Here is a 20,857-nt window from a genome sequence, read left to right on the forward strand (position 1 = left end):
AGCAGCCTCACCCGGCCCGGCAGACCTGGACAGGAAGCAGTCGACATGAACCACGATGTCCTTCACGTCTTCGACGCGACGCCGCCCGACAGCGCCCAGCGCGACGGCTTTCTGCGCACCCGGCACGCAATCGACGAGCTCGTCGCCCCCGCCCCCGCCCCGGACCACGCGGCCTGCACCCTCACCCTGACGCTCCGGGACAGCCATCGAGCACTGGGCCGGATCGCCGCCACCCTGAGCAGCATCCCGGTCCTGGCCCTGTCATACGCGGTGACGGGCACCGACCGGGCCACCGTCCGGATCCAGGTGCCGCAGGCCCACGCCCCACGCGCACGGGCCAAACTGAACCGCATGGTGGACGCACTGACAGTCACCGAACAGCGCCCCGCCCTCCCCTGAAACCGGCGCGTGAGGCGTGACGCCGGCGGCGAATTCCGTCCACCGCCATCGCCCGTACGGGGTTCTTGCAAGACTGGCGCAAAGGCACTGCGTTGGCCAGGGGGACGAACGTCATGGGCAACTACGGCAACACGCTGGACCGCTGGTACCGACGGGCCGCGGTGGTGCTCTGGCCCCGCCAGCGGTCTTTCGCGGCACGCGCCGAAGCCGGCCCCGAGGCAGCCCTGCACGAGCTCAGGGAGTGCCTCCAGTCCCCCCGCGGCATGCAGAGCGGCCTTGAACAGCGGGACGGACGCGGTGACCGGACCGCGGTCGGTCCAGAAGGGGGCGAGTGACCGGGCGAGTGCGCCGGCACATCCACAGCCGCATCGATCTGGCCGGCCTGCCCGTATCCCACACCACTCGTCGGGAAGGAAGCCCCTACACCCTGGTCCTGACCAAGACGAACGCGGTCTTCGCCCGCGAAGAAGCAGCCCGTATCCACGCGCAGAGCGACTTGACTTGGCTACGGAGGAACTGGCCCCAGAACCACCGCTGAAGGCGGACATCACCCGCCCCTGCCTGCAACGCCCTGCTCGGGCGTCCGGCACGAGGTGCGTAACGGACGCCGTCGGCACCATCCCGGTGGGAGTCGAGACGACCGTTATGATCCACCGTGCCGACGGCATCGTCCGGGCACCGGTCGCGCACGAGTTCGTCCCCCGCACCCGGGGCGACACCGGCGAGCACCACCTCGGCAACCGACCGTCCACCACCGACCAGGAGGAGCCGGCATGGCCCGCACCACTCCGCCACGGCCGTTCGACGCCTCCGCGGACCTGCCCCCGCTGGCTCCGCTGGCCCGCACGGCGACCCGGCTGCACCCCCGGGCCGGGGCTCCGTCGACGCGGGACAGCTCGGTCGGCGGCCCGCTGTTGTGGCCGGCCACCGAACCGTGGCCGCACTGCGACGGTCCGCACGTGTGGGACCGTCGCAATCCGGCGCCGTCGCCCGATGGCGTCCGGTTGCAGCGACGCATCACCGAAGACGCGGTCCGCCGGGCGGACGGCGACCCCGGTGCCCTCCAATACACGCCCGAGGAACTGGCCGACCACCAGCGAGCCCGCGAGGGCCGCCCCTGGCCCGACGGGCCGGTCCCGCTGCTTCCCGTGGCCCAGTTGTACCTGCGCGACGTCCCGTCGCTGCGCCCGCCGGGCCCGGCCGACCTGCTCCAGGTGCTGTGGTGTCCCTTCGAACACCCCGCTGTGCCCAGGACTGAGATGTTCTGGCGAACCGCCGCCTCGGTCACCGATGTGCTCGCCGCACCGCCCGAGCCTCCCGTGGTCCAGTTCTCCTCCTACCTTCCGCAACCGTGCCTGCTCTTCCCCGAGCAGGTGACGGAGTATCCCCACTCGGCGGAGCTGGAGGACGAGGTACGGCGGCAGATGGAGGACTGCCACACCTGGCAGCTGGACGTGGACCCGCACGACGTGGACCCGTACGAGGACGAGCCCACCCCGCAGGACGTCTACGACAGGTCGCTGTCCATCGCACCCGGCTGGAAGACCGGCGGGTGGACCCGCTGGGGCCTGACCGACCCCTACCCTCGGCTCTGCGGTGCCTGCGGCACCGCGATGGATCCGCTGCTGACCATCGCCTCGTCCGAATGGGGCGAGACGAGCACGTCGTGGATCCCTGACGAGGACCGGGACGTCCCGGCATCCGCCCTCAATCCCTACCCCGAGCAGCCGACCAAGGTCGAGATCGCAGACGGATACGACCTCCAGCTCTACACGTGCCCCTCGTCGCCGGAACACCCGCACTTCGCCCTGGTCCAGTAGCCCGGCCCCTGCCCGCCCCTCCGCCCCAACTCCCTCCGAGGGCACGACCGGCAGCCGGTACGGCCGGACTGCGGGCCGCTGTGACCCATGCCGACGGTGATCGTTACTCAGCGAGTCGGGTCGGACCGGGCACTCTGGTGGCCCGTGGGGGAAAGGGCGTTGCATGGAGGAGCCGCTTGAGCTCGCGCGCTCGCGCCATGCCGATCACCCCCAACTGGGTTTCGCGCTGCGCCTGATCGAGAACACCGGGGTACGGACCCGCCACCTGGTCCAACCGGTCGAGAGACGCTCGCACACCGCCCGGCTCATCAACTCGATGGGATTTCCCTCCACCACCCGGCAGTTGCCGATCGCCCAGCTGGGCTGCGCGGCCGGCGGTGCCGCGATCAACCGGGCACACGACTTCTGCAGGGCCTACCCGGACGCGAACGCGCTCATCGTGGCCTGCGAGTTCTGCTCCCTGAGCTACCAGCCCACCGACATCGGCATCGGATCGCTGCTGTCCAACGGACTCTTCGGCGACGGCGTGGCCGCCGCAGCGGTCCGCGGGACCGGCGGAACCGGCATCCACCTGGAGCGAAACGGCTCGTACCTGCTCCCGGGCACCGAGGACTGGATCGCGTACGACGTGCGCGCCACCGGCTTCCACTTCCTGCTCGACAAGCGAGTGCCGGGCACCATGGAGCCGCTCGCCCCCGCGCTGCGCGCCCTCGCCGACGGACAGGGCTGGGACGCGTCCCGACTCGACTTCTACATCGTGCACGCCGGAGGGCCGCGGATCCTCGACGACCTGAGCAAATGCCTGGGCGTGCCTCCGGGCGCCTTCCGGTTCAGCCGGGCCACGCTCACCGAGTACGGGAACGTGGCGAGCGTCGTCGTACTGGACGCGCTGCGCCGGCTGTTCGACGAGGGCGGTGCCGCCGACCGGGCCTGCGGCCTGCTGGCCGGGTTCGGGCCGGGCATCACAGCCGAGATGACGTTGGGCCGCTGGAGCCGTACGCCGTGACCATGCCCGCAGCAGACACCACGACCACGTCCGCCACGACCCGCACCGCCCCGCCGCCGCCCGGCGGCCTGATCGTGCCGCCCGGCGGCGGCCGTGCGCTGCGCACCGCCGCGCAGCAGGTGACGTTCAAGGTGACCGGTGAACAGTCGCGCATCACATCGAGCTTCGAGGTCGTCGTACCACCCGGCTTCGACGTCGGCGCCCACGTCCACACCCGCAGCGAGGAGCTCTTCTACGTGCTCGAAGGGGAACTCGACGTCCTTGCCTTCGAGCCGCGCGTGCGGACTGCCGACGGCTGGCGCGGGTGGCGGTCCGTGCAAGGAGAACGTGTGGTCCGTGCGACGCCCGGCACGGTCATCGTGGTCCCGCCGGGCTGCCCGCACGCGTTCGCCAATCCCACCGGAGCCCCGGCGCGGATGTTCTTCCAGTCGTCCCCGCCGCCGGACCACGAGCGGTACTTCGAGGAGCTCATGGACATCCTGTCCGCCGACGGGCCCCCCGAGCACGCCGCCATCGAGGCCCTGCGCCGCCGCTACGACATCGAGCAGCTCACTCCGCTGCGCCACGACCGGCCGGAGGGGGGTCAGTGAGGCAGGACACCGCTCCACCGGTGTACGAGGCCGCCGATCTGGCGGCGCTGGACTTCGACCCGTTCCTGCGCGAGGCACTGCGAGAAGCGCCGGTCGTCCGGGTCAGGCTGCTGCACGGCACCCCTGGTGAGTGCTGGCTGGCGACGCGGCACGACGTGGTCCGGTTCGTCACCTCCGACGCCCGGTTCAGCCGGGACATCGTCGGCCGGCCGCTGCCGAGCATGAACATGTACCTCGTGCCGCTGGACCGGGCGGTCAGCTTCGTGGATCCCCCCGACCACACCCGGGTCCGTTCCGTGGTCTCTTCGGCGTTCAACCGCTCGGGCATGGCGGCGCTGCGCCCGCGCGCGCAGGCCGCGCTGGACGGCCTGATCGACCGCATGACGGCCTCAGGGCCGCCCGCGGACCTCGTACGGGAGGTGACCTCCCCGTTCCCCCTGCACGTCATCGGAGCGGTGCTGGGCGTGCCGGAGGCTGACCTGCCGAGCCTGCGCGTCTGGGCGGACACCGTGCTGACGAGGGCGACGGACGAGGCAGGCGTCGAGCGGGCCCGTCAGGCGAAGGAGGCCGCCCGTGCCCTGTTCCGCGAGCTGGCCCGGGATCGCCTGGCCCGGCCGCAGGACGACCTCACGAGCACGTTGGCGGCCGCGGTCGCCAACGGCCGGATCGAGGAAGAGGAGATGCTCGCCCTGGCGGTGCTGATGGGACTGAACGGCTGGCACGCCGTGCGCAACCACACCTCGAACATGATGTACGTGCTCCTGACCGACGACAGCCTGATGGGCCGCCTGCGGTCGGACCCTCGGGCCGTGCCGGCGGCCGTGGAGGAGCTGCTGCGCTGGATTCCGCACAAGCACGGCGTGGGACAGCCACGCGTCGCCACCGAGGACGTCGAGGTGGCCGGGGTCCGGATCCGCCGGGGCGAGGCCGTGTACGTCTCGTACGTGGCGGCCAACTGGGACGAGGCGTGCTACCCCGAGCCGGGCCGCATCGACATCGACCGGCAGGGCCCGCCCCACCTGGCCTTCGGGTACGGCCCCCACCACTGCGTGGCACCACTGCTCGCCCGGCTGGAGGCCGAGCTGCTCCTGACCACCCTGGTCGGGCGGCTGCCGGACCTGCGCCTGGCGGTCGGTCCCGGCGAGGTGGCCTGGCAGAAGGACGTGCTCATCCGCGGGCCCGTGGGACTGCCGGTGACCTGGTAGGCCCAGCCGCCGCACGGCGGGTCCGGCCGGATCACGAGCTGGTCACGCCGTGCAACCCCGCCCCTGCCCGGGCAGTCGAACTCTGCGTAGGCGCCGCCCGGCAGGAGGAGAACAGCATGCGCGGTCTCACGCGGAAGGCAGCGGTGACGGTCCTCGCGCTGGGGTGCCTGGCCGGACTGCTCGGGATCTTCGGGCTGTCCGGGCCGGTCGGACCGGGGCGGGCGGCCACCGGCGGGGGCGGAGAGAGCCGGAGCGCGCACGGCGGGACGCGGCCCGGGATGAAGCTCACGGCGATCCACCACGAGCCGGTGTACTTCGTCGGCACCACCAAGCGGACCCAGCCGTTCTATGTGACGGTGCTCAACGTGGAGGGTTCGCGCGGGGACGTGGCCCATCGCGTGACCGTGGACTTCGACTTCACGGCCCTGCGGGACAAGGTCGTGGTGCATCCGGAGAACCGCTGCAAGCTCCGCGACCGGATCCTCCACTGCAACATCAGGACCTTGCCGGCGGGCAAACACGACAGGCTCCCGCTGTTCCGGCTCACCACCGCGCAGGGAGTCGGCACGGAGTTCAGTGCCCCCTTCACCATGCGGGTCAACAGCCTCGACGCGGGCGGGTTCACCGCCGAGACTCTGGTCCGTACCGGCATCCCCGACCTGCGCGTGCAGAACCGGCCGGAGAAGAAGCCCCTGCCGCCGTTCGTCGGCAAGCCTCCGGCCTTCCGGCCGGCCTTCACCAACGCCGGCACCGGCGCCTCGCCCGAGGGTGCGGTCCTCGCGCTGCGGATGGCCTCCGCCGGCAACAGGGTCGCCCTGCCCGACACGTTCACCAACTGCTTCTACTCCCCGGACCGGACTCAGGCGTACTGCGAGTTCCCGATGCCGATCGAGGCCGGCGGCACCTACACGACCTCCGCATCCTTCGAGCCGCACAACGACACGCGGCAGGTCGACGGACGATACGTGTACGAGGTGTGGCCGCTCGGCCGCCTGGCCCGCAGCTTCCAGGACATCGGGCGGGCCGGAAAGGTGCGGGCCGATCCGGACCTCCCCCTCCCCCCGCACATGCCCGGCTACCGCACCCGGTTCGCCCGCGGTACCGGAAACGAACTCACCCTGATCCGGACGGACTCGGAGACCGCCCGGGACCGGCACAGCGGCGAGGTGCGCTTCGCGACCGACAACAGCTCCCTGCCCCAGGACCTGTCGGTCGCGGAGGCGACCGTGAGGGGCCGGGTCGGGGAGAACCTGCGCTTCCCCCTGTCGCTCCCGCAGGTCTCCCACGGCACGCCGACCTGGCAGTCGTTCAAGATCCGCCTGCCCCAAGGCGTTTCGGTGGCAGCGCCGCCGGACTACGGCATGTACGGCTCCGAGACCGGCTGGTGCGGCAATCCGGGAGACGTGGAGGTCACCTGCACGCTGGAGTACGGCTACTACTCGACGGAGTTCCATGTGCGGATCGACCGCGAGGTGCCGGGCGCCACCGGTGAGATCTCGGTGGAGACTCCGCCGGGAGACCCGTACCCCGAGAACAACCGGGCCGTCGTCCGTGTGCAGATCACCCCGGCCGCCCCTGCTTCCCCCCGCTGACTTGCCCGGAGGAAGGCGCGGGCTGCGCTCAGCGCAGCGGCCGGTAGGTGGCGATGATCACTCCGCTGCTGGTCGGCCGGGCGCTGATCAGTTCGAGCTTCTTCAGGGAGGCGTCGTCGGCGAACAGCTTCTTGCGGCCCTCGCCGGCGACCACCGGGTGGATCAGCAGCACCAGTTCGTCCAGCAGGTCCTGCTCCAGCAGCGAACGCACCAGGGTGGGGCTGCCCGCGACGGTGATGTCCTTGCCCTCGCCCGCCTTGAGGTTCTCGATCGCGGTTGCGAGATCGCCGTCGACGAGCGTGCTGTTCGCCCAGTCGTCGACGCCGTCCAGGGTGGAGGAGACGACGTACTTGGGCGAGTCGTTGATCCACTTGGCGAAGCCGGCGTCCTCGCCCTCGGTCACCGTCGGCCAGTACCCGGCCCATTCGGTGAACGTCACACGGCCCATCAGGATCGTGTCGGCCGTCTCCAGCGTCTCGCCGAGCGCTGCGCCCATCTCCTCGTCGAAGGCGAACTGCCACTCGTTCGGCGACTGGGCGACACCGTCGAGCGAGACGAACAGACCCGAAACAACCTTGCGCATGATTCCTCCGTGAGACGTGAGAAGAGTTCGGGGCCGTCTGCCCGGTCCCGGCCGAAAGCGCTCCGGCCGGGGCGGGCCGACCCCGTCGGCTACGTCAGGAAGACTACGAGCCGGCCGAGGAGGAGGGCTTGTACAGAAGCGACAGTGGCTCGGCGCCGTCCAGAGCCGCCAGCTGAGTCGCGGTCCGGCCGATGAACCGGGACAGGGACCGCGAGAGGTGCGGCTGGTCGAAATAGCCCAGTACGTGGACGACTTCGTGGGCCGGCGTCCCTCCCTGGATCAGCAGCGCTGCCTCGCGGGCGCGGTGGATCTGCCGGATGGCACCCTGAGTGAGCCCCGTCGACGCGACGAAACGCCGCTGGAGGGTCCGCTCGGAGACATCGAGAACCGCGCCGCCGAGCACGGCGGGCACGATCGGGTCGCAGTCCACGATCCCTTCGCGCATCATGCGCCGGACGAAGGCCTCCGCGTTGTCGTAGTCGGGCATGTGCCAGGCGGAGCCCTTCAGCCAGACCGACCGCCGTGTCACGTCGGGTATCTCCGCGCCGCCGCCTACGAGCCGGCTGATCGGCACGTGCGGCATCGAGGTGCCGAGGGCGAAGCTGATCCCGAAGAACGTGGCGTCCTCGGGGACCGGAGCAGAACACGCCTTGGGCTCCGGGCCCACCACGGCCGCCTGCATCTTCCCTTCGTGCTCCCAGAAGACGAGGTCCCAATTCGACGCCGCGATCGACGTCATCCGGCCCGCGCCGATACTGCGGCTGCGCCATACCCGCTCGATGGAGGGCAGCTCCGAAGGCCGGCTCTCGATCTCCAGATCCACTCGGATCCCCCCGCTCGCTGCTGCCCGTGCCGTCAGTACGCCACAGCCCAGACTACGGCGAGAATCAGCCCTGCTTCTTGGCGTCGATCTCGGCGATCAGGCCCTCGATGAGGCCCTTGATCTCGTCGCGGATGGGGCGGACGGCCTCGACGCCCTGGCCGGCCGGGTCTTCGAGCTGCCAGTCGAGGTAGGTCTTGCCGGGGAAGTAGGGGCAGGCGTCGCCGCAGCCCATCGTGATGATGTAGTCGGACGCCTGGGCGGCCTCGGGGGTGAGGACCTTCGGCTTCTGGTCGGAGATGTCGATGCCCAGCTCGGCCATGGCGGCCACGGCGGAGGGGTTGATCTGGTCGCCGGGCACGGAGCCGGCGGAGCGGACCTCGACGCGGTCCCCGGCGAGGTGGCGCAGGAAGCCTGCGGCCATCTGGGAGCGGCCTGCGTTGTGGATGCAGACGAACAGCACGGATGCGAGCGGGGTGGAGGACATCGTCTCTTCCTTCAATCCAATGACTCGGCCCGGACTGGTATCAGCCCCGAGTGATGTGAAAATATCAGTCCATGATGACGTCAGTCGACACTGATCTTCTCCGGGTTCTGGCCGACCCGCTCAGGCTCCGGATCGTGACCCTCCTGGCCGAGGAGACGCTCTGCACCACCCACCTCGTGGAGGAGACGGGCGCCAAGCAGACCAACCTCTCCAACCACCTGAAGGTGCTGCGCGAGGCCGGGGTCGTGGAGACGGAGCCCTGCGGACGGTTCACCTACTACCGCCTGCGCCCGGAAGTCATCGAGTCGCTCGCCGGCCAGTTCGCCGAGCTCGCCCGGACCGGGCGTGCCACCGCCGACGCGAACCTCAAGCGGTCCTGCCCGTAGCTCACAGCCGGCAGCCCGTAGCCCGTAGCAGCCGTACTGCCTCACCTGCCTAGGAGAACCCGCCTTGACCGCCACCGAGCCCGTCGGCGCCGCCCCCGCAGCGGAGACCGCCACAGCCGCCGACGCGCCCCAGCCCGCCCCCGGCGCGACCCCGCCCCGCGCCCCGCTCGTCGCCCGGGCCGCAGCCGAGCTGGTCGGCACCGCGGCCCTCGTGGCGGTCGTGGTCGGCTCCGGCATCCAGGCCACCGAGCTGACCGACGACGTCGCCCTCCAGCTGCTGGCCAACTCCACCGCCACGGTGTTCGGCCTCGGCGTCCTGATCGCCCTCCTCGGCCCGGTCTCCGGCGCCCACTTCAACCCGGCCGTCACGCTGGCCGAGTGGTGGACCGCCCGCCGCGGCGGCGCCGGCGTCACCGCCCGCGAACTCGCCGTCTACGTGCCCTCCCAGATCGCCGGCGCCATAGCGGGCGCGATCCTCGCGGACGCGATGTTCGGCGAGCCCCTGGTGAAGTGGTCGCAGCACGACCGCTCCGCCGGCAACCTCCTCCTCGGTGAGGTCGTCGCCACCGCGGGCCTCATCCTGCTGATCTTCGGCCTCGCGCGGACCGACCGCCTCCGCTTCGCACCCGTGGCCGTCGCCTCGTACATCGGCGCCGCGTACTGGTTCACCTCCTCCACGTCCTTCGCCAACCCGGCTGTCACCATCGGCCGCGCCTTCACCGACACCTTCGCGGGCATCGCCCCCGCGTCCGTCCCGGCGTTCGTCGTCGCGCAGCTGGCGGGTGCTGTCGTGGGCCTTGCGCTCGTGGCGGTCATCTTCATGCGGGGCAAGACCGGCAGCGGGCAGTCCGCAGCATGACGCGGCACGCGGACGTGGTGGTGGTCGGCGGCGGCCAGGCCGGGCTCGCCGCCGGCTACCACCTGCGCCGGGCGGGCATCGACTTCACCATCCTCGACGCCCAGGCCGCCCCGGGCGGGGCCTGGCAGCACGCCTGGGACTCGCTGCACCTGTTCTCCCCGGCCGCCTACTCCTCCCTGCCCGGCCGCCTCATGCCGGCGCAGGCGGGCAAGACGTTCCCGGACGTCTCCCACGTACTGGCCTACCTCGCCGACTACGAGAAGCGGTACGAGCTCCCCGTCCAGCGGGGTGTCCGCGTCGAGGCCGTCCGCGACCAGGCCCCCTTCCTGCACGTCCGGACCGACTCCGGCGACTACACGGCCCGCGTCGTGATCAGCGCGACCGGCACCTGGTGGCGCCCCTTCCTGCCCGCCGTATCCGGCCGCGAACTCTTCCGGGGCCGCCGGCACCACACCGTGGACTACCGCAGCCCCGGGGACTACGCGGGACAGCGCGTCATCGTCGTCGGCGGCGGCAATTCCGGCGCCCAGATCGCGGCCGACCTCGCCCCGCACGCCACCGTCCGCTGGGTCACCCAGCGGCCTGCCCGCTACCTTCCGGACGACGTCGACGGCAGCGCCCTGTTCCGGCTCGCCACCCAGCGGGTCCAGTCCGGCGGCCCCCGCATCTCCGACCTCGGCGACATCGTCGCCGTCCCGCCCGTACGCGCCGCCCGCGACGCCGGCCTCATCCCGGACCACCGGATGTTCGACAGCCTGACGGCCGACGGAGCCCGCTGGGCCGACGGCAGCACCTGGCCCTCCGACACGATCATCTGGTGCACCGGCTTCCGGCCCACGCTGTCTCACCTGTCCCCGCTGGGTCTGCGCACCGAGGGCGGCCGCATCCCCACCGAGGGCACCCGAGCCGTCGCCGACCCGCGCCTCCACCTCCTCGGCTACGGCGACTGGACCGGCCCCGCCTCCGCCACCCTCATCGGCGTCGGCCGCACGGCACGCGGGGCCGTCCGCGAGATCGCGGACTTCCTGGGATCCTGAGACCACCGAGCACGCACGGCACTCAGCTGATCCGCGGGCTCCGGCGCTCCAGCAGGACCACGTCGCGCCAGACGCCGTGGTGGCGGCCGATGCGCTCGCGAGTGCCGATGATGCGGAATCCGGCCCGGGCGTGGAGGGCGAGGCTGGCGGTGTTCTCGGGGAAGATGCCGGACTGGATCGTCCAGATGCCCGCGGCCTCGGTCGACCCGATCAGCGCGGCAAGGAGCCGGCCGGCGACGCCGCGGCCGCGGGCGTCGGGGTGGACGTACACGGAGTGCTCGACGACGCCCGCGTACGCGCACCGGTCGGAGACCGCGCTCGCGGCGACCCAGCCCAGCACCCGGCCGTCGCCGTCTTCGTCGAGGGCGACGAACCGGTGCGCGGGCAGCTTCCCCGTATCGAAGACGTCCCAGGCCGGTGCCTGGGTCTCGAAGGTGGCGTCGCCCTCGTCGATCCCGGCCCGGTAGATCGCCAGCACCTGCTCGGCGTGTGCGGCCGTCATCGCCGCGATGCGGATCTCAGCAGCCATCGGCGGGTTCCTCCTCGCCGAGGATCGCGCGCACGGCGCGGGGGAAGACGCTCTGGCAGGTGCGGTTGACCGTGTACAGGGTGGAGGTGCCCTGGCGCTCGGCCAGGACGAACCGCGCCTCGGCCAGGATCTTGAGGTGGTGGGAGACCGTCGACTGGCCGACCTCGGCCCGTTCCACGACCTCGCCCACGCTCATCGCCCGGCCCTCGCCGGCCAGCAGGTGCAGCAGGCGTACGCGGGTGGGGTCGGCCAGGGCCTTGAACCAGCCCGCATACATGCGGGCGTCATCGTCGCTGAGCACGGATAGAGCCTCCTTCATCGTCAATCGACGATAATCGATGAACAAGGCGGGAGGAAGGGCCCATGCGTTCAAACGGCCCAGCCCTCGGTGTTCGAGCACGACTCGTAGGAATAACGCGTGTCGCGGTCCCAGCCCTCACCGGTGATGCGTTCGTACGCACGGTCCGGTGCGTAGAGCAGGCTCTCGGCCCAGATGAGGTCGGTGACGTAGGGAGTGAACACCGAGGGATCTGCGAGGACGCTGTCGAACACGGTGCGGCCGGCGGCGACGACCGCGGCACGCGTGTAGAGGAAGGCGTCTCCGCCCAGGTCGTGTCCGTACTCCTTGCGGTCCAGCCGGTAGAGCGCCCATGACAATTGTTCGGCAAAGCCGATGACCAGCGACAACGGGGACCGGGCAAGCCGCTCGGTCAGCGTGGCCGCAAGGACCTCGGCGTCCGGGTCAGGTCCTGTGGGACGGCAGTCCTCGATGAGTTGCCAGAAGGCGTCTTCGTTCATGCCGGCGAGCATGCCGCAGGGGTCTGACATCGCCAGGCATGGCTCTCGGGTCACCTGTCTGGGGCGTCACTCGCTGGAATCACCATCCCGGCGCAGCGCTTCCGACACCCGTCGCCAGGCGTCGATCAGTGGCGGTAGCTGGGCCAGGAACTCCCGGGCCGCCCAGACGGTAAACGTTGCGACCCCAGACCAGGCCAGAACCCCGAGAATGATTGCTGAATCCACCGTTCGTCTTCCCTCGCAGGCAGGGGCCGAACTGCGCAGGGCTGCTCAGTTCGGCCACATCGTGTGGCTGAACCGAGTTCCGTGCCGGTGATTGGAGACTCAGGTGTTGTTGCTGATCGAGCTGTTCGGAACTTTTGAACGAGGCATGGCCATGCCTTTTGAGCTGCGGATCCTCGGGCCGGCTGACGACACGCGCAGGACATCCGGATCCCACGCGTTCCGCCAGCAACCTGGGTCCTTGGAGGGCTTCACTATGCCGACGGTTGGACCCGGACTCGCTGACGCAACCGTAGCCACTCGGCCATTGCCGTGTCGCCTGAACGAAAAAACTCAGCAGTGCCCTCCGGTGGCTCCTGGTGTCCAGTCCGAGCCACGCGCGCAGCCGGAACGGCGCAGGTTGCCCTACAGCGCCACCGCACCTTCGGTTTCCCGTACGGCCCGGACGTGATCCGTCAGGTCCGTGGGAAGGACCTCGGTCTCTTTGCTCTCCTCCGCGGCTGCCAGGGCGAGCACCAACAGGTAGCCGGCCGCCTGTGCCACGGTCGCCGGGCGCGGGGCCGTGCCGGTCTCGATTGCGGAGATGTCCTTCTCCTGCATGCCGAGTGCCTGCGCCATGGCGTCGGTGGTCAGGCCCAGTTCCCTGCGCAACTGCCCGAGCTCGGCGGCGCGGTCCGGCCAGCACGAAGCCGCGGCCGCCGTGAGCGGCTGCGGCAGCCCGGCGACGAGGCGGGCGGCCAGGGCTCCGAGCCGCCGGCCCGGGCTGCCCAGCAGCCACTGCCCGGCCCGCGGCCACGTGATACGGGCGCTCCCACTGGCCATGTGGAACCACAGGGGAGCCTCCGGGCTGTTCCCGGCCCGGAAAACGGCAGTCCGGGCTGCTGTACACCGGGCCCGTTCGCCCTTGACCTCCCGGCCCCTCGGCGGCCGATGGACGTCGCTGGAGCACGGCCCCGGGTCCTCCGTTCCGCCTTCGGGACGCGAGTCCGACTCCAGGGCGCGGTGCAACTCCTCCACGATGCCCCGCAGCCGCGCCCGCTCCCCCGCGTTCAGAGCCTCCACAAGGATCCCAGGAGCGTTTTGAGCTCCGAAGAGCCCCATCCGGCCCGGCTCGTAGTGCCACTCGGGGTCCTCCGCGTACTTCAAGACCTGCTGGAGCGTGTGGACCGTACCGGGGTCCCACGCCTGCATCATCAGGATCAGGACCCTCAGTGAGGCATCAGCAGCGCTCGCGTCGGTCCTGCCGTTCCTGCGTACCGGCCAGGGCTCGGAGGGCGTGAGGTACGCCGTGAACGTTGCGTGCTCGGCTCGGGACTCGTCCTGGATGAAGTGCGCGGCCGCGCGGGCGAGCCCGTCTCCGGCATGCCGGATCACCCCGTACCAGCCGTAGAGCGCCTGCCAGTAGTCGGCCAGCTGGTCGAAGCCCTCGCTGTACGGCTCCGCCGTGGTCCGGCAGTTCTGCGGGCAGCCCAACTTGCTGCGGTGGAGCACCGCGCGCGCCTCCCGGTCGAACAGTAGGGCGGCCGCCAAGTGCGTCCACGTCGGGCCCCGATCACGGCGGTCCTTGAGGTCGCGGTTCAGGAACTGCCGGAAGGCGTCGGACGGCCCCGGCCCGTCCGAACGCAGCGGTGCTTCGGGGTCTTCGTCCCAGATGCCGGTGGCGATGACCTCGCGCAGGGCCCGAGCAAGATCGTCCCGTAGGCCTTGCCCGAACGCTGCCAGGACCAGCAGGTGGGCCCGCGGGTCCTGAACGCCGGTCAGCACCGTTTCCACGTCACGGAAGCGGCTGTTGTGGTAGCGGCGCACGGGGCGTTCCTCTCCGGTCAGCGGGCGCCTCTCCCCCGGACGCCCCGGCCATCATCGCCGCCGGGCTGCTGCGCCACCGTGCCGGGGCCCGCAGCGGCGTCAGACAGCACCGACGGCCTGTGCCGACGGCATACGGCATACGGCATACGGCATACGGGCCATCGCATACGGTCTACGGCATGACGGCAGAACACGCGAAGGTCCCCAAGCCCCGGGTGCAGTTGGTCATCGGTGTCATCCGGCGCGGCGAGGAGGTCCTGCTCGTCCGTGAGAGCCTGGGCGTCAACGGCGAGGTGCTCTGGTCCCTGCCCGGCGGCGGGGTCGAGGACGGCGAGCTGATGAACGAAGCACTCCGGCGCGAACTGCGGGAGGAGACCGGGCTCCTGGTGGGAAACCCGGTACGGACCGCCTTCCTCATGCACATCGACTCCGAGCGGCACCCGTCAGCAGTGGCCGTCGCCTTCGAAGTCGACGCATGGCGGGGCGACCTCGCGCCCACGGACGGCGAGATCGAGCGAGCAGCCTTCTTCCCCCTGCCCGAGGCACTGAAGCTGCTCGGCTAGCTGGACAGCGCAACCCAGCGCGAGCCCATCGTCGGCTACCTCAGCGGGGCCGTCGCTCCGGGCACCACCTGGCTGTACCGCAACCGGGGCGAGGAGGAGACCCTCGTCGCCCGCTGGTGACCCCGTCCGGGATGCACGGTTCGCCATCCCCCGGCTCCGTGCTGCGCTCGTCCCGTGCGTGGCGTATGGCTGCCGGACGGTACGGAAGCCTTGCTCGGCTGGGTACGGCCACCCGAGGCCGTGCGCGTGACGGCCCTCGTTCCCGCGGCGATTCGCGGAAACGGCCGACCGTCATGGGCTCCCAATCCCCGGAAACACCCGGCCCCGAAGAACTCCACGTCGCGGAAACGGCGCTCCGCGACCTCCGGGATGCCCCGACTGATCGGCGGGCTACCGGAGCACGACCGTGACGCCGTGCCGTTCGAGGAGTCGCACGATCTCCTCGAGGTAGGAGGGCCGGCCTTCCGGGTCCTCCGCATCCGCCAGTGCGCGGCGTGCGACTTCGGAGTCGTGCCAGGTCAAGGTGAAGGGCGGGGCCACTCCGAAGCCGCCGCCCAGGCAGTCCTTGAGGGCGTTCCACTCCCGGCCGAAGTAGCGGCCGGGTCCGAGCAGGGCCTCGGCGATCGCGCAGTGCAGTCCGGGGACGTCCGTGACGAACCGGCCGTCGAGGTCGTACGCGCCGCCGGTGCGGTCCGGTCGGGGTGTCGGCACCCGCCAGGCACGGGTGGCGAGGTCGAGCCAGGCGGCTCTGCCCTTCGAGTCGTACGGCGCCCACCTGTTGGGCTCTGTCGGCGGTCCCTCGTACCACTCCGCCCAGATCGCGCGTGCTGTCGGCGATGGACGGTCGTCTCCGCCGTCGGCGAGGGTGATGTCGACGAGCGTGCCACCGAGCACGGACGGGCTTGCGCCGGTGATGTCCAGGCCCACGGTGCGCGAGGCCATCACAGCGCCGTGGCGATCCAGCACCAGGAGGTCGGCCCAGTCCCGCTCCGCCCGTTGGGGTCGCCGCAGCGCCGCAAGGAGCGGTTCCGCAGGCTCGCAGCCGATCAGTTCCATCGGGACGGGGGCCGCGTCCGCCCGCGGCTCGAACAGGCCGTCCACAGCGGAGCACCGGCCTGCACTTGCCGCGACGGTCGTCGTTCCCGCGAAGAGCTCGAAGCGTGTCGCCTCAGGCACTTCGAAGAAGCCCTCGTCGTTCGTGACGCCGGCACCGACCACAAGGTCGTGGCGTGCCGGGTCGCCGGGGTGGGGCTGATGGGCCACGACGACCGCATCGGCGAGAGTCCACCACTGCACGGGCCGGTCGTCGTTCCAGACCTCGACGCACACGTCGCCCAGGCCCCGGTACGAGGCGCCGGGCTCGGCCAGGACCTCGCTCAGGAGGCCGTCGGGGCTGCATCCGCGGAGGGTGAGGATCTCCCGTGTCGGCGGGACGGGCTCGACGAACAGCCCTTCGACGCCCGCGCACCTCCCCCAGAGCCGTTCCACGCCGTCTTCGTCCTCCTGGACCAGGAGGTACTTCACCGGGAAGCCCCGGTCCCACCGCGCGTGATCAGTAATGCGCACCCAACCCCCGAACATGTGAGCAAACTTCGCGCCTACGATACGTCCCTGCCCTGCTCGGGCCGCCGGGTGGCGGGTGGCGGGTCCGCTACCGTCACATACGAAGGGATTACGAAGACGGGCTTGAGGCTTCCCCGGCCCGGCAGGCCCGCTCAGTCCACCACCCGTGCAGCGGTCGCTTCGATGCCCGAGGCTCGCAGTTTCCGGGCCAGGAGTTCCATCTCAGGAAGGGTCCCCTCGTACTGACCGGCCAGGACCTGGTCCAGCACGGCCCGGACGCCGTCCAGGCCGATGCCGAGTTCCGACCGGAGCACTCGCATGACGGCGGCGTTTCTCGCCGGCGGCGCCACCTGCAACCTTGCCCTTCCGTGCTCGGCGAGCAGCCGACCGCGCAGGTCCTCCGGCAGGTCACCACCGCACACGGCCACGGCAAACCCGCAGGCCTGACACCTCGACTCGACATCCCACCGCAGCGCCTCGCCCACCAGCGCCTGGACACCGCAGCAGGCGGCCTCGGCGCCGCATCCCTGGCATGCGGAGGAGTACCCGACGGACTCGACCAAGACCGGTTCGTTCACCGTCCCGCCCGTCGACGCGGGACGAGAGTGCCGTCGGCGGCGAAGAACGCGGCACCTGCATGATCAGAGGGGAGCATTGGCCAAGGATGCCATCCTTGTGACGCACCAGAGGCGCCGCGTGGTGGGCGGTGCCTCCGGCTGCGCGGTCGGGACGGTCAGGCGCGCACGAGGAGCCACGCACCCTGGCCATTGCAGCCGTCGCAGTTGCAGTTGCAGTCTGTGACGACTCCGGGATTCTGCCAGGGGCGACCGCCACCCCCGAGCGTCCTCTCTCCACTCCGCGTAGGCGCCGGCCGATTCACCGCTCGGCGCCCGCCCTGGCGAACCACGCCGCCTCGACGGCCGTTCTCCGATGCGCATGCACGTACGGCGTGGGCCCCGCGGTCCCCCGCCCCCCTGATGACGTGACCGCGCCGTAGGCCCGGAGGGCGTCGGCCGGGTCGCCCGGGCGGCCTCGCAGGGTGGCGTCCAGGAAGGCGAGGGTGGCTGCGGCGACGACGCGCGGGCTCTCGGTACGCCCCAAGGTGCCGACGATCGAGGGCACCGGCGGCAGGTAGAGCGGGCCGTCCGTGAAGGTGAGGTGTCCGGCGCCGGGGACGGTGAGGCGGTAGCTCGTCGCGGTGTTGTGCCGGAGGGCCTCGGTGAGCCGGGGCAGGTAGCGCAGGTCGGTGCCGCCGGTGATCTCCTGGGTGAGCGCGAGCGCCGGCTGGACGAGGGCGGGCGTGGTGGGGCCGTGGGGGTAGCCGTCCAGGTCGATCACGGCGTCGAACCGGCGGTCCTGCCGGGCCGCTTGGAGGGCGGCGGCCCCGCCCAGGGAGTGGCCGGCCGCCGCGGCGCGGGCGGTGTCCAGGCGTCCGGTCAGCGGGTCGGCGGTCCCCCCGCGGTCCAGGCGCTCCAGCCGGGTGAGGACGAAGCCGAGGTCGGCGGCCCGTACCGCGGTCCAGCCGGCGGCCCGCTCCTCGTCGCGGTCGCGGTCCCCGGTAGAGGCGGTGGTGGCGCGGATCGTACGGCCGTCGGCGAGGACGACGGCGGTGGAGTCATACGGGTGGTCGAGAGCGGCGACCAGGTAGCCGTGGCTGGCCAGCTCCTCCGCCCACGCGGTGTTCTGGGTCCGTACCCCGCCCGCCCCCGGGGAGAAGAGGACGACGGGGAACCGCTCTCCCCCGTCGGCCACGGGGGCGTCGACGACCGCGCGGCTGCGGGCCCGCGGGAGGCCGTCGGTCAGGAAGCCGGGCAGGCCGACCCCGTCGGCGAGGGCCTCGGCGACGGTCCGCGCCTCGCCCTCCGTACGTCCCAGGTACCGGGCGCGGGAGGCGCCGGCGGGGCTCTTCTGCGCCGGGTACCAGAGCTGGACGACGACCGTGCGCAGGTCGCCCGGATCGGCGGTGAAGCCCTCGGGGCGGAGCGGGTCGGTCCACTGCACCACCCGGGTGCCGACCGCGAAGGCGCCCGTCGGCTCGGGGAAGACGGGGACGGGGAACGCCCAGGCGGCCACCGGGCCGGTGGCGATCAGGCCGGCGCAGGCCAGCGATCCCGGCAGGGCCGGCCACCAGCGGGCCCGCCACACCGGCCGGCCGGCACCGCGCCGCAGCAGGGGCGGGAGGGCGAACGCCGAGGCGGCGGCGGCGCCCGCCAGGACCGGCAGCATCTGCCAGCGGATCCCCACGAAGCCCAGCACGGCAGCCGACGGTACGAGGACCGCCCCCGCGGCGACGGTGCCGGGCCGGCGGGCGGCCGGTGGGAGCCAGCGCGCCACCAGCAGTGCGACGGCGCCCAGCAGGACGAGGACTTCCGGAAGGGACAGGAACAGCCCCGGGATGGTTTCGGTCACCCCGCCATGCTCGGCACCGGGCCCGGGCCGCCACATCGGCCCGGGGTCGCCGCCGGCTGCGACCGGTGTGGCAGCCGGGGCGGGCCGCGGTGCGACCGGAGTGGCAACCGGGCGCCCCCGACCGGCAGTCGGCCTGCGACCGCAGGAGGCGGGGGTCTCCTCCTGGAGTCGTACCCCCGGCCCCCCACGCTACGACGCCGGGCTCATGTGCGGCGCGGGCCTGGGGCCTAGGCTGCGGCTGTATGCGGTGCGGCCCGGCCGGGCCGGGTCGGGCCGCCACGACGACCGGTCGACGAGAGGTGTGACGGTGCGCCACCGGGATCGGGTACCGCCCCAGGTGTGGGAATCGGTGCTGCCGGCGCTGCTCCTGCTCAACGTCGTGACCACCTACCCGGCGCGGGAGCTGCCGGTGGCGGCAGCGCTCACCGCCGCGCTGGGGCTGCCCCTGGTGTGGCGGCGCCGGGCCCCGCTCGCGGTGTTCGCCTGCGTGCTGGCCGCGGCCTTCGTCCAGTGGCTGGCGGACGTCCAGCTGACCGCGGACATCGCCCTGCTGGTGGCCCTGTACACGGCGGCCGCGCACACCGGCCGGCGCGGCGCGCTGCTCGCCGCCGCCATCGTGGAGGGCGGGGCCGTGCTGGCCTGCCTGCGCTGGGCACCCGACGGCGCGTTCCTGACCCCGTTCGTCGCGCTCTCCGCGATGGTGGTCGCCGCCGCCGTCCTCGGAGTGAACGTACAGACCGGCCGGGCCTACCTGGCAGCCGTGCAGGAGCGGGCCGGACGGCTGGCGCTGCACCAGGAGCAGCAGGAGCGGCTGGCCGTCGCCGAGGAGCGGGCCCGGATCACGAGGGAGATGCACGACATCGTCACCCACAACCTGTCCGTCATGGTCGCGCTCACCGACGCCGCCGTCTACGCGCAGCACAGGTCACCCGACCGGGCCACCGCCGCGATGCTGCAGATCTCCGAGACGGGCCGGCAGGCCCTCACCGACATGCGGCGCTCGTTGGGCGTCCTGCAGGCCGACGAACCGGACGCCGAGCGCCACCCGCTGCCGGGCATCGCCCAACTGGAGGCGCTCGCCGACCAGATGGCCGCCGCCGGGCTCCCGACCGGTCTGGAGGTCCGCGGCGGCCACGCCCATGTGCCCGCCACCGCACAGCTCACCGTCTACCGCCTGGTTCAGGAGGCGTTGACCAACACCCTCAAGCACACCCCCGCCGGCACCCGCGCGACGGTCCTGGTCGACTGCTCGGCCGGCAGCGTCGGGGTGGAGGTCACCGACAGCGGCCCCCGGCCGGCTCTGCCCGCCACCGCTCCGTCCGGTCACGGCATCCCCGGCATGCGCGAGCGCGCCGCCGCCTACGGGGGGACGCTGCGGGCCGGACCGCTTCCGGGCGGCGGCTGGGGCGTGCGGACCCGGCTCCTGCTGGGCAGCGCCGGGACGGGCGCCGCATGACGATCCGGATCCTGATCGCCGACGACGAGGCGCTGCTGCGGATGGCCTTCGGCACGGTCCTGGACGCCCAGCCCGACATGGTGCCGGTCGGTGAGGCCGTGGACGGAGCCCAGGCCGTCCGCCTCGCCCGGGAACTGCGGCCCGACGTCGTCCTGATGGACGTCCGGATGCCCGGGACGGACGGGATCGAGGCGACCCGGCAGGTCGTCGAGGTCTCCCCGGGCAGCCGGGTGCTGATCCTGACCACCTTCGACCTGGACGCGTACGCCTTCGCCGCGCTCCGTGCCGGGGCCTCGGGCTTCCTCCTGAAGAACACCCGGCCCGAGGAGCTGCTCACCGCGATCCGCAACGTCGCGGCGGGCGACGCGGTGCTCTCCCCCCGCATCACCCGGCGGCTGCTGGAGGACTTCCGTCCGCACCTGACCGACCGGGGCGTCTCCGTCCGCGACGAGCGGCTGGAACGGCTCAGCGCCCGGGAGCGCGAGGTGCTCGTCGAGGTCGGCCGCGGCCTGTCCAACGCGGAGATCGCGGCCGCCCTGCACCTCGCGGAGGCGACCGTGAAGTCCCATCTGGGGCGGACCCTGCTCAAGCTGGAACTCCGCGACCGGATCCAGGCCGTGGTCTTCGCCCACGAGAACCGTCTGATTCCGCCTGCCTGACGGCGGCCGTCGGCTACGGCCCGGAACGGCGGCCGTGGTCGCGGGCGAAGGCGTCGAGGACCTGCCGC

At 72.0% G+C, this 20,857-nt stretch carries 23 protein-coding genes; 13 read left to right on the plus strand and 10 right to left on the minus strand.

From position 1 onward, the window contains the following. Nucleotides 1–45 precede the first annotated feature (45 nt). The 7 genes from LG634_RS29090 (at nt 46) to LG634_RS29120 (ending at nt 6,612) form a co-directional block, all read left to right on the plus strand. Nucleotides 46–399: a hypothetical protein gene (locus LG634_RS29090; RefSeq protein WP_226738004.1), complete on the plus strand. Its 354-nt coding sequence runs from the start codon at nt 46–48 to the stop codon at nt 397–399. Between the two features lie 92 nt (nt 400–491). Next, on the plus strand, nt 492–734 hold the full coding sequence (locus tag LG634_RS29095; RefSeq protein WP_226738006.1) for a hypothetical protein: 243 nt from the start codon (nt 492–494) through the stop codon (nt 732–734). A gap of 438 nt (nt 735–1,172) precedes the next feature. Beyond that, nucleotides 1,173–2,219: a hypothetical protein gene (locus LG634_RS29100; RefSeq protein ID WP_226738008.1), complete on the plus strand. Its 1,047-nt coding sequence runs from the start codon at nt 1,173–1,175 to the stop codon at nt 2,217–2,219. A gap of 163 nt (nt 2,220–2,382) precedes the next feature. Next, nucleotides 2,383–3,225, plus strand: a complete 843-nt coding sequence (locus tag LG634_RS29105; protein ID WP_226738009.1) for a type III polyketide synthase — start codon at nt 2,383–2,385, stop codon at nt 3,223–3,225. 2 nt (nt 3,226–3,227) lie between these two features. Next, on the plus strand, nt 3,228–3,815 hold the full coding sequence (locus LG634_RS29110) for a cupin domain-containing protein (RefSeq protein ID WP_226738011.1): 588 nt from the start codon (nt 3,228–3,230) through the stop codon (nt 3,813–3,815). Beyond that, nucleotides 3,812–5,020, plus strand: a complete 1,209-nt coding sequence (locus LG634_RS29115) for a cytochrome P450 (RefSeq protein WP_226738014.1) — start codon at nt 3,812–3,814, stop codon at nt 5,018–5,020. Before LG634_RS29110 ends, LG634_RS29115 begins: the two co-directional genes overlap by 4 nt. 116 nt (nt 5,021–5,136) lie before the next feature. After that, nucleotides 5,137–6,612 carry a hypothetical protein gene (locus LG634_RS29120; protein ID WP_226738016.1) on the plus strand — a complete coding sequence of 492 codons (1,476 nt, stop codon included), beginning with the start codon at nt 5,137–5,139 and terminating at the stop codon, nt 6,610–6,612. A gap of 28 nt (nt 6,613–6,640) precedes the next feature. On the opposite strand, the gene LG634_RS29125 is transcribed toward LG634_RS29120, so the two are convergent. The 3 genes from LG634_RS29125 to LG634_RS29135 form a co-directional block, all read right to left on the minus strand. Beyond that, nucleotides 6,641–7,195, minus strand: a complete 555-nt coding sequence (locus LG634_RS29125; protein ID WP_226738018.1) for a dihydrofolate reductase family protein — start codon at nt 7,193–7,195, stop codon at nt 6,641–6,643. 103 nt (nt 7,196–7,298) lie between these two features. Further along, a complete protein-coding gene (locus tag LG634_RS29130) occupies nt 7,299–8,018 on the minus strand; it encodes a helix-turn-helix domain-containing protein (RefSeq protein ID WP_226738020.1) in 720 nt (239 codons plus the stop codon). Nucleotides 8,019–8,082: 64 nt separating this feature from the next. Then, nucleotides 8,083–8,502, minus strand: coding sequence for an arsenate reductase ArsC (locus LG634_RS29135; protein WP_226738022.1), 420 nt, complete (start codon nt 8,500–8,502; stop codon nt 8,083–8,085). A 71-nt stretch (nt 8,503–8,573) separates the two neighbouring features. On the opposite strand from LG634_RS29135, the gene LG634_RS29140 reads away from it, so the two are divergent. The 3 genes from LG634_RS29140 (at nt 8,574) to LG634_RS29150 (ending at nt 10,784) form a co-directional block, all read left to right on the plus strand. Continuing rightward, a complete protein-coding gene (locus LG634_RS29140; protein WP_226738024.1) occupies nt 8,574–8,888 on the plus strand; it encodes an ArsR/SmtB family transcription factor in 315 nt (104 codons plus the stop codon). Between the two features lie 64 nt (nt 8,889–8,952). Then, the gene (locus LG634_RS29145) at nt 8,953–9,747 is read left to right on the plus strand and encodes an aquaporin (RefSeq protein ID WP_226738026.1); all 795 of its coding nucleotides are present in this window, start codon (nt 8,953–8,955) and stop codon (nt 9,745–9,747) included. Then, a complete protein-coding gene (locus tag LG634_RS29150; protein WP_226738028.1) occupies nt 9,744–10,784 on the plus strand; it encodes an ArsO family NAD(P)H-dependent flavin-containing monooxygenase in 1,041 nt (346 codons plus the stop codon). Before LG634_RS29145 ends, LG634_RS29150 begins: the two co-directional genes overlap by 4 nt. Before the next feature lie 22 nt (nt 10,785–10,806). On the opposite strand, the gene LG634_RS29155 is transcribed toward LG634_RS29150, so the two are convergent. The 4 genes from LG634_RS29155 to LG634_RS38335 all read right to left on the minus strand — a co-directional run bounded on the left by LG634_RS29155 (nt 10,807) and on the right by LG634_RS38335 (nt 14,139). Further along, the gene (locus tag LG634_RS29155; protein ID WP_226738030.1) at nt 10,807–11,313 is read right to left on the minus strand and encodes a GNAT family N-acetyltransferase; all 507 of its coding nucleotides are present in this window, start codon (nt 11,311–11,313) and stop codon (nt 10,807–10,809) included. Then, complete coding sequence (locus LG634_RS29160; protein ID WP_226738032.1) at nt 11,303–11,614, minus strand: ArsR/SmtB family transcription factor; 312 nt, start codon at nt 11,612–11,614, stop codon at nt 11,303–11,305. Before LG634_RS29160 ends, LG634_RS29155 begins: the two co-directional genes overlap by 11 nt. A 68-nt stretch (nt 11,615–11,682) precedes the next feature. Further along, nucleotides 11,683–12,111, minus strand: a complete 429-nt coding sequence (locus LG634_RS29165; RefSeq protein ID WP_226738034.1) for a DUF4240 domain-containing protein — start codon at nt 12,109–12,111, stop codon at nt 11,683–11,685. 627 nt (nt 12,112–12,738) lie between these two features. Beyond that, nucleotides 12,739–14,139, minus strand: a complete 1,401-nt coding sequence (locus LG634_RS38335) for a helix-turn-helix domain-containing protein (protein WP_226738036.1) — start codon at nt 14,137–14,139, stop codon at nt 12,739–12,741. 179 nt (nt 14,140–14,318) lie between these two features. Here LG634_RS38335 and LG634_RS29175 point away from each other — a divergent pair, with 179 nt between their 5' ends. Then, nucleotides 14,319–14,702 (plus strand): NUDIX hydrolase, encoded by a 384-nt coding sequence (locus LG634_RS29175; protein WP_226738038.1) that lies wholly within the window; start codon nt 14,319–14,321, stop codon nt 14,700–14,702. 390 nt (nt 14,703–15,092) lie between these two features. Here the strand turns inward: LG634_RS29175 and LG634_RS29180 are convergent, their stop codons facing one another. The 3 genes from LG634_RS29180 to LG634_RS29190 form a co-directional block, all read right to left on the minus strand. After that, the gene (locus LG634_RS29180) at nt 15,093–16,268 is read right to left on the minus strand and encodes a barstar family protein (protein ID WP_226738039.1); all 1,176 of its coding nucleotides are present in this window, start codon (nt 16,266–16,268) and stop codon (nt 15,093–15,095) included. A gap of 149 nt (nt 16,269–16,417) precedes the next feature. Next, nucleotides 16,418–16,828 carry a hypothetical protein gene (locus LG634_RS29185; protein WP_226738041.1) on the minus strand — a complete coding sequence of 137 codons (411 nt, stop codon included), beginning with the start codon at nt 16,826–16,828 and terminating at the stop codon, nt 16,418–16,420. 313 nt (nt 16,829–17,141) lie between these two features. Then, entirely contained in the window at nt 17,142–18,710 is a 1,569-nt protein-coding gene (locus LG634_RS29190) for an alpha/beta hydrolase family protein (protein ID WP_226738043.1), read from the minus strand. Between the two features lie 271 nt (nt 18,711–18,981). Between LG634_RS29190 and LG634_RS29195 the strand changes: the two genes are divergently transcribed. Beyond that, nucleotides 18,982–20,130 (plus strand): sensor histidine kinase, encoded by a 1,149-nt coding sequence (locus tag LG634_RS29195; RefSeq protein WP_443729024.1) that lies wholly within the window; start codon nt 18,982–18,984, stop codon nt 20,128–20,130. Beyond that, entirely contained in the window at nt 20,127–20,789 is a 663-nt protein-coding gene (locus LG634_RS29200; protein ID WP_226738047.1) for a response regulator, read from the plus strand. The genes LG634_RS29195 and LG634_RS29200 overlap by 4 nt, the downstream gene beginning before the upstream one ends. The last annotated feature ends 68 nt before the right edge of the window (nt 20,790–20,857 follow it).

Origin of the sequence: Streptomyces bambusae, assembly GCF_020532645.1 — a bacterium.
GTDB lineage: Bacteria > Actinomycetota > Actinomycetes > Streptomycetales > Streptomycetaceae > Streptomyces > Streptomyces bambusae.